The following is a 13,476-nucleotide window of genomic DNA, read 5'->3' on the forward strand; positions in this document are numbered from 1 at the left end:
CCTAACGCGTGAGCACGTAGCCGTGCGCTTCCCGGTCCCAGGCATGCCTGCCCAGTCCCCTGCTGCGGAGCACGTCCTTGCGGACGCGTCCGATGACGTTCTTGGGGATCTCGTCCAGCACCTCGAGATATCTCGGTACGCAGAAGTACGGCATGCGGGCCGCGCAGAAATCCATCAGCTCTTCGAAGTCCACGCGAGCGGCGGGGCGAGGAACCACGACGACGAGGATGTCGTCCTCGCCGAGGTCGCTGGGGACTCCGATGGCCGCGGCCTCCAACACGGCCGGATGGCGCATCACCGTCGTCTCCACCTCGACCGACGACACGTTCTCGCCGCGCCTGCGCAGCGAATCTTTCACCCGATCGACGTAGGTGAGGTTCTGGTCGGCGTCCAGCGTCCCGAGATCGCCGGTGCGGAACCATTCGGGATGCGGTTCGATCCGAAGCGTGGACCCGCCGGTCGCGGACGACACATACCCCTCGCTCATCGCATGCGTTGCTCGCGCCCGGCAGGTGATCTCGCCGACATTACCCGCAGGCAGCGGATTTCCGTACCCATCGACGATCCGGACGTCGAACGCGGAATTGACGCGACCGGAGGTGCCCGGCACGCCGTCCTCGGAGACCGCCTTGTATGCGAGCGGAAACGCCTCGGTCATGCCGTACATGGTGACCACCCGGCAGCGGTAGCGACGTTCGATGTCGCGGTACAGGTCGGCTGCGATGGGGGCAGCGGAGATGAACCGCAATCCCGATTCGGCGTCACCGGGCTCAGGCGGCAGGTTCCACAACATGTTCACCATGGCCCCCGCGCCGGCGAATCCGACCGCACCGCACGCCCGGATCTCCTGCCACACCGTGCTGGGGTGAAATTGCTCGGCGAGGACGGTGGTGCCGCCTGCGAGCATCGGCGCCAAGACGGTGGGCGCGGCGCTGAGATGGAACAGCGGCATCGCGGTCCACACCACGTCTGAAGGGCCGAAGTGCCAGGCCTGCGCGACGGAGCCCGCAGCGCGAAACAGGTAGTGCCAAGTGGTGGCAACCGCCTTCGAGGGGCCGGTGGTGCCCGAGGTGAAGAACAGGGCGCCGACCTCATGCTCGTCGAGCGGCGTGGTCGGAGGCGGCGTGGTGGGCGCGCGCTGCAGCATGTCGGTCAACGAAGCACCCACCAGGACGGTCGATCTCAATGTTTCCACCGAATCGGCGACGTCGGCGACGCGATCGTGGCGCTGCGCGTCGGTGATGACGACCGCGGTCCGCGCCAGCCGCAGTGCATGCGCCAGGAAGTCGCCCTTGCTGGCGCCGTTCACCGCCGCCGTCACTGCGCCGATGCGGGCGGCGCCGAGCCAGAAGTACACCCACTCCGGGCAGGTGCCGGTGAACAGCGCCACGGTGTCGCCACGCTCGACGCCGAGGTCGGCGAGCACGTGCGCCGTGGCGCAGGAACGATCGCGCATCTGCGCGAAGGTGACAGGTGTGCCTGCGATCGACATCATGACGCGTTCGCCGATCTCTTCGGCGCGCCGGTCGAGCACTGCCGGCACGGTGAGCCGGACCGGGGGTGTCACACCGCCGCTGCCGCCGGGTCGGGTTCGCCGTCTCGCGTGTACCCGAAATCGTCAGGGGCAGGGTCGATCCCGGGGTAGAAGCGGTGTGCCCACCGGCGCAGCGCGGCGTAGTCTCGCGCCTCCTCGGGCGCTAGGTTGGGCTTCTCGAGGTACTTCATGTTCTCCCACGTGAAGAAGTCCTGCTTGATGACCTCCTGCTGCAACTGGAGGAATTTCTCCGCCCGTCCGGTGGGTCTGTCGCCGGTGTCACCGGGCTCGCGAATGGACGCCTGGGTGTAGAAGTAGTCGGTGTAGTCCTCGTCGACCGGTGTCTGACCGGTGACTTGAACCGTCGCCACCAACTCGGACGGGAACCGTACGACCCCCAGGCCCAACGAGTAGTTGTCGTAAATGATCTTGGCGTCCACCGGGCCGTTGGGCGTCAACCAGGTCTTCGCCCGTCCGCCGCCGAAATTCGCGTTCACTGTCGCGTGCAGGTGGTAGCCGGCCACCTCGAATGAGGCCGTGTTGGCCGGGTTGGCCGCCTTGTGCACGTACTGCACGTGGTACGGGTCGGCCGCGTTCTCAATGATCATCTGCGCATGCACTTTGACGCGGTTGACCATTCGGGTGTGCGGATGCAGGGGGTAGTACTCGTCGGTCTCGAGTTCGGGAAGCACCGGCGGCTGCCAATAAGGCGCGCGGCCGTGGCGTTCATGCCACACCAGGATGAAGCCGTACCACTCCACACTGTGGTAAGTCCGCACACGGACGTTCTGCTTGCAGCCGATCTTGCTGTACGGGATCAGCGCGTTCGTGCCGTCGCCGCGCCACTGCCAGCCGTGCCACGGACAGACGATGTGTTCACCTTCGACTGTTCCGCCGACCCCCATGTTCGCGCCCAGATGCTGGCAGTAGGCGTCCAGAACGTTGATTTTCCCGGACTGCGTCCGGAAGAGCACCAGTTCCTCGCCGAAATAGTGGGCCCGCTTGACCTGGCCGGGGGTCAGGTCGGAGGCGAACCCGACGATGAACCAGCCCGTCGGAAACCGGTAGGTCGACAGGCTGATACCGCTGGGGCCGAACTCCCGCTCGGACGGATCGATCGTCGAGTTTGACACCGTATCGGTCACCGAATTCTCTCCGTCCGCGCAGAAACCGGGCAGGTCGCTGACCCTGTCCCTTGTCTATCTTTGCTATTTTAGGCATTCTAGTCAAGGTCAACGAAGTGAGGTCGGCATGCCCACGACGACTCCGGTCGATCTATCAGATTCCGCGTTGTGGCGTAACGGTTTTCCCGACGAGCTGTTTGCGCAACTGCGCCGCGACCGACCGGTCTTTCATCACGAGCTCACCGACGGCGTCGCCAAGACGGTCAAAAGAGACTTCTGGATGACGACCAAGCACCGACACGCGCAACGCATTCACCGCGACGTCGAGTCGTTCACCGCGGCCGATGGCCCGCTCATCCAGGGGGTGGGGGCCGTCGGGTCCTTTCCGACGATCATCAACATGGATCCGCCCGTCCTGACCCAGCGGCGCAGGGTGATGACGCACGCGTTCACCCCGAAGGCCATCGCCAAGCTGGAGCAGAGCATCCGCACGCGGGCCGCCGCGATGGTCGACCACCTGCTCGACAGCGGCGGCGGCGACTGGATCGACGACGTCGCCGACGTCCTGCCGATGTCGGTGATCGGCGACATCATCGGCATACCGGAGCAGGACCGGGCGCGGGTTTTCGACACGTTCGACCGGATCCTGAAGGCCAACTCACCTGATTCGGCATTGACCGAGCAGCAGCACCTCGAGTTGTTCGCCGACATCTTCTCCTACGGGTCAGAACTCACCGCCCAGAAGCGGCGCAACCCCGCCGATGACATCTGGAGCACGTTGGCCTCGGCGGTGGTGACTGACGAGGACGGCGAGGAATTGTCCATCCCGACCAGCGAATTGGAGATCTTCTTCTTCGTCATCGCCTTCGCAGGCAGCGACACCACCAAGAATGCGCTCGCTTCCGGACTGCAGGCTTTCGTCGCCAACCCCAGTGAGATCGAGCGGTACCGCGACGACGAAACCATTCGGTCGACCGCGGTGGAGGAGGTGTTGCGGTGGTCGACGCCAGTTGCGTTCTGGACCCGCAGCACGACGGTCGACGTGGAGATGGACGGTGTCACCATTCCCAAAGGCGATCGGGTGGTGTCGATGCTGCGGTCGGCCAACCGCGACGAAGAGGTCTTCGACGACTCGTTCGGATTTGACATCGGCCGCCGCGACAACCCGCACGTCGCCTTCGGCGGCGGCGGGCCGCACCACTGCCTCGGGGCGATGCTGGCCCGTGCCGAGATCCGCGCGGTGTTCGACGAGTTGTTCTGCCGCGCAACCGACATCACCTTGGGTCCGGCCAAAGTCGCCCATCCCGACCTGACCAACAACATGACGATCTTCGACGGGATGGCGATCTCGCTGCGCGCCTGCTAGCGCGTCACAGCCCCTTCGGCCTGGTGCCGATGATGCCCTCTGACCTCAGCCGCTGCAGCTCCGCCTCGTCGAGTCCACATAGCTGACCCAGGATCTCGTCGTTGTGCTGACCCAGTGTGGGCGGGGGGCGCGACAGCCACCGGTCTGCTCCATCCAGCCGGGCGAACGGCGGGCAGGGGTACAGGCCCGGCCCGGTGCTCGGATGATCGAGCTGCTCGAAGAAGCCACGTTCGACCAGTTGCGGGTTGTCGGTCACCAGGGACGGTGAGATCACCACGGCGGCCGGTATTCCGGCTTCGCGAAGACGGTCGACGGCGGTTGCTGCGTCCTGACCGCTGAACCACTGCCCGAGGTCGGCGTCGGGACCGTCCACCAGCATGGTCAGCGCGTTCCATTCTTCGTCTGTGCGGGCGGTCACCGCGACCCAGTCGTCATCGCCTGCGCAGCGGTAGAGGTCCTGTCGCGCGGCCGAGTGCCCGCGATTTCCCCGGCGTTCGAGGATCGTTCCAAAAACCTCGAATTCCATTGTCTGCACGGCGGTTACGTTGAGTACAGTCTCGACCATCGGGACCTCGACGAGCTGGCCCCGGCCGGTTCGTTCGCCGAACTCGAGCGCGGCGAGAAGTGCGAACGCGGCATGCGCGCCCGCCAGCGGGTCGCACGCACCGCGCGGCGCGACGGGCGGTCCGTCCGGCATCCCGGTCACCCAGGCCAGTCCGGCGATCTGCTCCATCGTCGGAGCGAAGCCGACCCTGTCCCGCCACGGACCTGACAACCCGAACGCCGGCATGCGCACGACCACCAGCCGTGGATTTGTTTCGAGCAGCGCGTCGGAGCCCAGCCCGAACTGCTCCATCACGCGCGGCGAGAAGTTCTCGATGACGACGTCGGCCTTACGGATCAGTTCTTTCACCAGGCGGATTCCGTCTGCGGTCTGCAGGTCCAAGGTCACCGACCGCTTGTTGGTGTTCATGGCGTGAAACACCCACCCGTACTCCCACCAGTCGTCGACGTCCTTTCGCATGCCACCCGAATAGCGGATGCCGTCCGGGCGCTGAATCGACTCGACCTTGATGACGTCCGCGCCGAACGCCGCAAGGGAGTGGGTCGCCGAGGGCCCGGCCCAGAAGGCGGTGAAGTCGATGACACGCAACCCCGCGAGCGGAAGGCCGCCGTCCGATGCCGCCACCGCCGGTCTCGGCTTCCAACGGAAATCGTCGCCAGCGTCGCCGACGCGGGGTGCGGGCCGAATCGGCGCCGGTCGCGCGTGCGACATCAACCACGGCGGGCGCGGCTGGCGGAAACCCGCGGGGTTCTGGACGTACACGCCCCGCTCCTGAAGGTGATCCATCTGGGGGATGGTCGAGCCGTTGCCCAGCGGAGCCAGTGGCAATCTGAACAGCTGGCCCAGCTCGACGATCTCGGAGACGGTGCGCTCGCGCATCCAGGGGCCGATGCGCTCGCGGATCCAGTCGCGGTAGTCCCACCGCCCGGTCTGAAACTGCAACTGCGGGATCTCGGTGAACTCGGGACAGTCGACCATCGCCGCGAAGTCGAGCCACTGCTGACCTGTCACCATGCTGATCCCGACGTAGCCGTCCTTGGCCGGTTCGACCGAAGGCACTTCGACGGAACGCTTGATCGGCGGCACCGCAAGCAACGCAGAGTGCAGCCACTCGCCGCTTTGCATCAGGGTGATCGCCTCGAGCATGGACAGGTCGAGATGCCCGCCGGGCCCGCCGGTGCGGACGCCGCGACGGAGCGCTAGCGCGCCGTATGCGGCCCACACGCCGCACATGTACTCCCCCAGTTCGCCGCCTATGGAGATCGGCGGACCCGCGGGGTCGCCACGAAAGCCGGTGAGCCCGGACCACGCCTGCAGCGTGAACTCCGACGCCGGGTGCTCCGCCCACGGGCCGGTCCAGCCGAAGTCCGAGATCGTGACGACGATGAGGTGCGGCGCGAGGTCGCCTAACCGCTGCGGATTCACCCCGATCTGGTCCGCGACGGACTGTGACGCGGTAACGACGACGATATCGGCCCCAGTCATCATTTCTTCGGAAATCGTTGTAACACTGCGCTTCCCGGCATTCAGGTAATCGAACAACGGCGAATTTCGGCCAGGCGGCACCGCAGCCCCGGACGCGGTGGCGTGGCGCATCGCGTCGCCGTTCACCGGTTCCACCAACACGACCTCGGCGCCCGCGTCGACCAGCAGCTTGCCGCAGTAGGCGCCCGCGATCCGGTCGCTGATCTCGACGACTCGAACGTCACGAAGCGGGGTCGATGCTTCGTCGCTCACAGGCACAACCTCCGGTGGTTTCTTTGTCATCTTAGTAACTTTTGCCAGATAGCGGCTCGGTAGAGGCCTGGTAGCCGGGCTGCCACTGTTAACATCGTTACGACATGACAACACTGGGGATTGGGCCTGAGGCGCGACGCCGGCTCGGTGCGCGCAGGACGGCCGAGATCGTCGCCGATGAACTCCGCAGGCAGATCATCGACGGTGAACTGTCCGACGGCGACCTGCTGCCCCGCCAGGAGTTGCTCGTCGAGCAGTTCAACGTCAGTCTGGTGTCGTTGCGAGAAGCCTTGCGAATCCTCGAGACCGAGGGCCTGGTCTCGGTGCGACGCGGCAACCGTGGCGGCGCCGTGGTGCACGCACCAGCGAAGGCCAGCGCGGCCTACATGCTGGGGCTGCTTCTGCAGAGCGACTACGTGCCACTGGCCGATCTCGGCACCGCACTTCAGGAACTCGAACCGATGTGCGCGGCCCTTGCTGCTCGTCGCCCCGATCGCGGTGAGACGTTGGTGCCCAAGCTCAAAGAAATCAACGATGCGATGTCCGAGCACATCGACGACGGGGCGCGATTCACCGAAATCGGCGGGCAGTTCCACGACGAGGTCGTTCGAGGTTGCGGCAACCACACGATGATTGCGGTGGTCGGCAGCCTCGAGACGCTGTGGACGGGGCACCTCAACTGGTGGGCCGAGGAGACCGCGGCGCGGGGCGAGTATCCGTCGATGAACAAGCGCCGCATCGCGCTGACGACTCACACGAAGATGACCGACGCCATCGAGGCGGGTGACGCCGATCGCGCCCGCAAGCTCGCGGCGCGCCACCTGTCAGACACGCAGGCCTACTTCATGGAGAGCGATCCCGAGCAGAGGATCGTTGCGCTGTCTCCGCAAGCGCTGGCGCGGCGCAAGCGCTGAAGGCTGTTGCGTGCGAACGGCCCTGATCACTGGCGGCAGCGGTGGCATCGGAAAGGCGTGTGGTCGCAGACTGACTCAGTTGGGCTACGACGTCCTCCTCACTGCCCGCCGCGAGGAACCGCTGCGCGCCGCAGCCGAAGAGATGGGCGCGCGCTTCGTCGTCGCCGACGCGACCGATCCCGCGAAGTTCGAACCCGCGGTGCAGGCCGCAGGTGAAATCGGGATCGTGGTTCACGCAGCCGGCGTTCTCGGCGGAACGTACGCGCGCAAGCAGACTTTCGCGCAGTGGCGCACCACCATGGCGGCAAATTTGGATTCCTGTTTCGTGGTCACGTCGGCCGCACTGCCTCGGATGAAGGCGGGTGCACGCTTTGTATTCATCTCCTCTTCGGCGGCCCATGAACCGATGCGTGCGCGGACCGCGTACTCGGCGTCAAAGGCCGGTATGAACGCCTTCGCCGGTGCACTCGCACAAGAGGTCGATCGGGACGGCATCAACGTCCACGTCGTGACGCCGGGTCCGGTCGAAACGGACATGCTGGCCGATGTTCCGTTCGAGATGTACGCGATACGCGCCGCCGATGTCGCCGATGCCGTCGCCTGGCTCGACACGCTCGACCCGTCCGTCGACCTACCGGAGATCAGGCTCAACGCGGTCACCCGGGGTCCGTCGGCCCGCGCTCCGGTGGTACCGCTCGAGGTCGAGCGACGGGCGGCGAAGACGACGGGCGAACGTTGAGTTCCGTTACTCCCCATCGCTGTCTGCGAGATACACCTGCGACTCCATCTGGTGGAAGATCCGATACCGCCGGCCGCGCCGCACGAGCAGCCAGGTGATCCAACTTGCGCCGGTGCGCTCGATGTCGGCGTCCCGATCGGTCAACCGCCAGCGAGACAGCAGCAGCGCGCGCACGACGGTGTCGTCGACGACGTCGAACTCGTGCAGGGTCGATGACAGGGATGCGGCCTTGAGCCTGCTGCCTACCCGCGCCCAGTGCCGGTCCAACTCGTCGTCTCCGATCAGCGGTGCGGCGTATTCATCACCGACGTAGATCGGCGCTGGATCCGCGTGTTCCCAAAGGTCCGCTACCCCAGTGATATCGAGACTGGACCAGTGCCGGTCGTAGTCACCAACCAGCTCGAGCAGGGCTGCCTCGAGCGCCGCGTCAGACTGTGACGCCACCGGAGCCCGGCGATTCCGACGGCAGGGCCTTGACGGACTCCGGCAGACCGTAGAGCGCGGTCGCATTCCCGCGCATGATTCGCTCCCGCTGCTCGGCGGGAAATCGCCGGATCGCCCATTCCGGCGAATCGTAGCTCCAGTGCGGGTAGTCCGTGGAGAACATGAGGTTGTCGCCGAGGTCCATCATCTCCAGATACTCGCGGTACACGCCGACGTTGACGTCCTCCAGCGGCTGGGTGGTGAAGCGCACGTGTTCGCGCACGTAGTCCGACGGCTTGCGTTTCACGTGTGGCAGATCGCCCTTGCGCTGCTGCCAGATTCGGTCCATCCGCCACATCACCGGCAGCGCCCAGGTGAACCCGCCCTCGACGAACACCACGCGTAGGTCGGGGTGGCGGTCGAAGGCGCCGTCGAACACCAGGCTCATCAGATGCGACACGTAGAGCAGCGGCCACGACGCGAAGAAGTCATGCCAGTGGGCCGGGTTGCCGACGGGGTAGATCGGGATCAGCTCGAACGGCGTCTGGCCCATCAAATGAGTGGCAACCGGAAGGCCGAGGCGAGCAGCGGCATCGTAGAGCGGATCGAAGTGCGGGCTGCCGAACGGGATGCCACGTGTCTGGGGGGTCATCAGGACCTCGGCCATGTACGCATGGCCGGCCCATCGCTCGATCTCCCGTGCTGCAGCAACGGGGTCCTGGGCGGTGACGCTGATGGCTCCGCGCCAGCGACCGTGCCAGTTGTTGTCCCCGAGCCAGACGTCGGCCAGCCAGTCATTGTGAGCCGCCTTGAGAACGTGTTCGGCCTGCGGTAGCTGGGCGTCGCACATGGGCTCCAACATCGCGATACTGACCCCGGCGTCGACGAGCAACTGCCTGGCGGCGAAATCCGGGTCACTGCCGGCGATCCCACCGTTGGGTGGGGTGGCGTCGACGCGCATGGAGTTGGTCTTGTACGAGTCGGGGGTGTCGTAGAAGTGCGGGATCGGCGCGACCGCATTGCCGGTCGGCCACAGCTTGTCCTTCCACTGCGCCGGCGCGTACGACTTCAGCACCTCGGCCGATACCGGCATAGGATGCACGTCGGTGTCGACGATCGTCACCGCGATGTCGGCTGCGACGACATCCTTCGCGTGTTCGATGCTCGTCATCGGACAGCCTCGCCGATCTGTGCGCCAACCCCGTACAGATCACTCGCGTTGCGCCACAACACTTTCTCTCGCTGCGTGTCGGTGAGTCCCGCAACCACCGACCTTGGACCCGACGTCGACCAGTGCGGATAATGTGACCCGTACATGAGCAGGTCGGCTTTGTCCGTGAGCTTTAGCCACCGCTCGGCATCACGCTCGTCGGTCGGGCCGTCCAACGCCGAGGTGCAGTAGCGCACGTGATCGGGCAGATACTCGCTCGGATAGCGGTCCACCCAGGGTGTCTGATCGCGCATCGACATCCAGAAGGTGTCGAGCCGCCACATCAGCGGAGTGAGGATGTCGCTGCCACCGTCGGCGAACACGAACCGCAGACCGGGGTGCCTGCCGAACATACCCTCGACGATCAGCGTCGCCAGATGGACGAACGAATTCAGCGGCATGAAGGCGGCGTAGCCGGGGTAGGTGGCCGCATGCCCGGCGAAGGTGGGCGCGTGGTCGACGCCGTTGCCGCCGTTGATGTGAACCGCCACCGGTAGCCCGTGTGCGGCCGCCGCCTCCCAGATGGGCTCGAACATCGGCTTGCCGTACGGTTCCCGCGACTGCATGGGCACCCCGACCTGCACCATCCTCGGATGGCCTGCCAGCCGTTCGATCTCGGCGACCGCGCCCCTGGCATCCTCGGGATTGACCCGGATCGTGCCGAGAAATCTGCCGGTGATGTCCGGTTCGATCCAACGGTCGAGCAGCCAGTCGTTGACCGCCGCACAGATCCTGCTGTTGAGCAGGTAGTCGGCGATGTTGCCGCGGGTCAGCGGGTTGAGGACCGCGTAGTCGGCTCCGCCCTCGTCGAACAGATGGCGGGCCACCGTCTGCGGATCGGAGCCCGGATAGCCCTCGCCGTAGAGATCCTGGCGGTAGTCACCGCCCGGCGCCTGGTACCACTGTTGTTCGACGTCGGGAATCGACCGCAGTTTGTGCGGAGCCGCCAGATAGCGCCGGATCTCGGCGTTGTAGCGGAAATGCGGTTGCACCGACGCGTCGATGATTCTTTCGCGAGGCTCGCTCATGCGGTGAGATACACCTGCCCATCGGCCACGTCGACCTCGTAGGTGCGCACCCGCTTGCGCGGGTCGGCGAGGTTCTCTCCGGTCGTGATGTCGAATTCCCACTGGTGCCACGGGCACCGGGCGATCTCGCCCGCGCGCACGTGCCGGACACGGTCGGGCATCTCCGGAGCGAATTCTGTGGTGCCCCGGACGTAACCGGCGCACAACGGCGCGCCCTCGTGTGAGCAGTAGTTCGCGATCGCGTACAGGGCCCCGTCGATGTTGTAGACGCCCACTCCGAACTTTCCGGCCTGCACCAGTTTCATGCTTCCGGGTGGCAGGTCCTCGATCGCGCAGACCACTCGGCGATGCATGGCGTCCTTCCGTTTTTCTTGACCTAGAATACTAAAATAGTAAAGATAGGGCGATCCACTAACTTAATGCTGCCGCCGGGAGGCATATGTGACGATCAGCGCCGATTCCCACGATCAGCCGGCCGCACCCGATCTGGTCAACGATCCCTATCCGTACTTCGCGGAGATGCGCAGAACAGCGCCGGTGTGGCGAGGCACGCTCATGGAGAGCGACCTGATGCCGCCGGAGCTGAAGACCGACGAAGTATGGACGCTGTTCGACTTCGAGAGCGTGTTCGCAGCGTTCCGTCAAGACGAGGTGTTCGCCTCGGAGATGTACAACAAAACGATCGGGCTGGTATTCGGGCCGACGATTCTGGGCATGCACGGCAAACAACACCACGACCATCGCAGCCTGGTGGCCAAAGCCTTCCGGCAGAGCGCGCTCGCTCAATGGGAACCCGAAGTGATCGACCCCATCTGCGACCAACTGATCGACGAGATCAAGGACGACGGCGGCGCGGATCTCGTGAAGGCGGTGACGTTCGAATTCCCCACCCGGGTCACCGCCGCACTCCTCGGACTGCCGCAGGAGGACCTCGACCTGTTCCGGCGGCTGTCACTGGACCTGATCTCGATCACCGAAGACATCGAGGCCGGCCTGACAGCGTCAGTGGAACTGGGCACGTACTTTCAGGAACAGGTGGACCAGCGCCGCAGCGAGATCACCAACGACGTCATCGGCGACCTCGTCACGGCCGAGATCGACGGTGAGAAACTGACCGACGAAGCGATCATCTCGTTTCTGCGACTGCTTCTGCCCGCCGGGCTCGAGACCACCTACCGCTCATCGAGCAACCTGTTGGCGCTGTTGCTCACCCACCCGGACCAACTCGAGGCGCTGCAGCGCGATCGTGACCTCATCCCGGCAGCCATCGAGGAGGGCATCCGGTATGAGACCCCCTTGGTTCTGGTCGCGCGCAACACCACTCGTGACGTCGAGTTGCACGGGCAGACGATTCCCGAAGGCGCGCAGGTCAACCTGTGCATGGGCGCGGCAAATCGCGACGAATCGCGATGGCCCGACGCGGAGGTATTCGACATCCACCGTTCGCGGCGCGCCCACATCTCGTTCGCGGGCGGCATCCACAGTTGCCTCGGGATGCATCTGGCCAGGGTGGAAACCCGGGCGATGCTCAACAGCCTTTTCGATCGCGTGACCGATCTGACGCTGCTGCCCGACGACGACACCAGGATCGTCGGGATGCCGTTCCGCTCCCCCAAGCACCTTCCCGTGACCTTCCGCGCCACGTCGGCTGATCCGACAAGTCGAGCTTGGGCATGAGAAGCCGCGCTGCGATCCTGCATGACGTCGGCGGGCCCTGGTCGGTCGAGGACTTCGAGTTGGACTCCCCCCGCGCCGGCGAGGTTCTGGTCGAGATGGCCGCCGCAGGCCTGTGCCACTCCGACGACCACATACTCAAGGGCGACATGTCGGTGTCCAACGAGGTCGCCCGTCAGTTCGGCCTGACCCCGATGTTTCCGATGATCGGCGGGCACGAGGGTGCGGGTACCGTGATCGAGATCGGCGACGGGGTAACCGATTTCGCAATCGGCGACCACGTCGTGATGTCCTTCGTCGCGGTGTGCGGCCGATGTCGCTGGTGCGCGAGCGGCATGGAGTACATCTGCGACGAGGGCGCTGCGACCATGGAGCCCGGAATGCCGACCGATCAGACGTTCCGCCACCACACCGCCGACGGCCGCCCTCTCGGGCACCTGTCCAAGGTCGGCGCGTTCGCACGGCACACTGTGGTGTCGCAGCACTCGCTGGTCAAGATCGAACCGCACCTGCCGTTGGTGCCGAGCGCCCTGTTGTCGTGCGCGGTCCCAACCGGCTACGGCTCCGCCGCATACCGCGCGAACGTTCGCGGTGGCGACACGGTCGTCGTGATCGGCGCGGGCGGTATCGGCACCGCGGCGATTCAGGCGGCGCGAATCAACGGCGCCGCACATGTCGTCGCCGTCGATCCGGTGGAGTTCAAGCAGAAGTCGGCACTGCAATTCGGTGCCACACACAGTGTTTCGAACACCGGCGAAGCCGCCGACCTGGTTCGCGACCTGACCTACGGAGTCATGGCGGACAGCGTCGTCGTCGCGCCGTCGTTGATCGAGGGCGACGACGTCAACTCCTATCTCAAGCTGACTCGCAAGGGCGGAACCTGCGTGCTCACCGGGATGACCGCCCAGACCACACGTTCGGCGAAGATCAACCTGCAGGACTTCATCTTGTGGAACAAGAATCTCGTCGGAACGGTGTTCGGCTCGTGCAATCCGAGGGCGGACATCAGTCGGCTCGCCCGGCTCTATCAAAGCGGTCAGCTGCAACTCGACGAGATGATCACCAGACGCTATCGGCTCGACGACATCAACGAGGCTTACGCGGATCTGTTGAATGGTGAAATCATTCGCGGAGTCATCGATTTCGCACTCAACTAATCGCG

General features: G+C 65.3%; 12 protein-coding genes. 5 read left to right on the forward strand and 7 right to left on the reverse strand.

From position 1 onward, the window contains the following. Position 1 precedes the first annotated feature (1 nt). Both N4S67_RS26905 and N4S67_RS26910 read right to left on the reverse strand, forming a co-directional pair. Entirely contained in the window at positions 2–1,567 is a 1,566-nt protein-coding gene (locus N4S67_RS26905; RefSeq protein WP_260996099.1) for an AMP-binding protein, read from the reverse strand. Continuing rightward, positions 1,564–2,679, reverse strand: coding sequence for an aromatic ring-hydroxylating oxygenase subunit alpha (locus N4S67_RS26910; protein WP_260996100.1), 1,116 nt, complete (start codon positions 2,677–2,679; stop codon positions 1,564–1,566). Before N4S67_RS26910 ends, N4S67_RS26905 begins: the two co-directional genes overlap by 4 nt. A gap of 106 nt (positions 2,680–2,785) precedes the next feature. Here N4S67_RS26910 and N4S67_RS26915 point away from each other — a divergent pair, with 106 nt between their 5' ends. Beyond that, a complete protein-coding gene (locus N4S67_RS26915) occupies positions 2,786–4,024 on the forward strand; it encodes a cytochrome P450 (RefSeq protein ID WP_260996101.1) in 1,239 nt (412 codons plus the stop codon). 4 nt (positions 4,025–4,028) lie between these two features. On the opposite strand, the gene N4S67_RS26920 is transcribed toward N4S67_RS26915, so the two are convergent. Next, entirely contained in the window at positions 4,029–6,356 is a 2,328-nt protein-coding gene (locus N4S67_RS26920) for a CaiB/BaiF CoA-transferase family protein (protein WP_260996102.1), read from the reverse strand. 74 nt (positions 6,357–6,430) lie between these two features. Between N4S67_RS26920 and N4S67_RS26925 the strand changes: the two genes are divergently transcribed. Both N4S67_RS26925 and N4S67_RS26930 read left to right on the forward strand, forming a co-directional pair. After that, positions 6,431–7,240: a FadR/GntR family transcriptional regulator gene (locus N4S67_RS26925; protein ID WP_260996103.1), complete on the forward strand. Its 810-nt coding sequence runs from the start codon at positions 6,431–6,433 to the stop codon at positions 7,238–7,240. Positions 7,241–7,250: 10 nt separating this feature from the next. Next, the gene (locus N4S67_RS26930; RefSeq protein ID WP_260996104.1) at positions 7,251–7,979 is read left to right on the forward strand and encodes an SDR family NAD(P)-dependent oxidoreductase; all 729 of its coding nucleotides are present in this window, start codon (positions 7,251–7,253) and stop codon (positions 7,977–7,979) included. Positions 7,980–7,985: 6 nt separating this feature from the next. On the opposite strand, the gene N4S67_RS26935 is transcribed toward N4S67_RS26930, so the two are convergent. From N4S67_RS26935 to N4S67_RS26950, 4 genes are read right to left on the reverse strand one after another with little or no spacing between them, the layout of a single operon-like run. Then, positions 7,986–8,423, reverse strand: coding sequence for a hypothetical protein (locus N4S67_RS26935; protein ID WP_260996105.1), 438 nt, complete (start codon positions 8,421–8,423; stop codon positions 7,986–7,988). After that, positions 8,407–9,573 carry an amidohydrolase family protein gene (locus N4S67_RS26940; RefSeq protein ID WP_260996106.1) on the reverse strand — a complete coding sequence of 389 codons (1,167 nt, stop codon included), beginning with the start codon at positions 9,571–9,573 and terminating at the stop codon, positions 8,407–8,409. The genes N4S67_RS26935 and N4S67_RS26940 overlap by 17 nt, the downstream gene beginning before the upstream one ends. After that, on the reverse strand, positions 9,570–10,640 hold the full coding sequence (locus tag N4S67_RS26945) for an amidohydrolase family protein (RefSeq protein ID WP_260996107.1): 1,071 nt from the start codon (positions 10,638–10,640) through the stop codon (positions 9,570–9,572). The genes N4S67_RS26940 and N4S67_RS26945 overlap by 4 nt, the downstream gene beginning before the upstream one ends. Then, on the reverse strand, positions 10,637–10,993 hold the full coding sequence (locus tag N4S67_RS26950; protein ID WP_260996108.1) for a Rieske (2Fe-2S) protein: 357 nt from the start codon (positions 10,991–10,993) through the stop codon (positions 10,637–10,639). Before N4S67_RS26950 ends, N4S67_RS26945 begins: the two co-directional genes overlap by 4 nt. A gap of 88 nt (positions 10,994–11,081) precedes the next feature. On the opposite strand from N4S67_RS26950, the gene N4S67_RS26955 reads away from it, so the two are divergent. Further along, positions 11,082–12,317 (forward strand): cytochrome P450, encoded by a 1,236-nt coding sequence (locus tag N4S67_RS26955; protein ID WP_390893536.1) that lies wholly within the window; start codon positions 11,082–11,084, stop codon positions 12,315–12,317. Then, positions 12,314–13,471 (forward strand): Zn-dependent alcohol dehydrogenase, encoded by a 1,158-nt coding sequence (locus N4S67_RS26960; RefSeq protein WP_260996109.1) that lies wholly within the window; start codon positions 12,314–12,316, stop codon positions 13,469–13,471. The genes N4S67_RS26955 and N4S67_RS26960 overlap by 4 nt, the downstream gene beginning before the upstream one ends. The last annotated feature ends 5 nt before the right edge of the window (positions 13,472–13,476 follow it).

Source organism: Mycobacterium deserti (assembly GCF_025345615.1).
In the GTDB taxonomy this organism is placed as follows: domain Bacteria; phylum Actinomycetota; class Actinomycetes; order Mycobacteriales; family Mycobacteriaceae; genus Mycobacterium; species Mycobacterium deserti.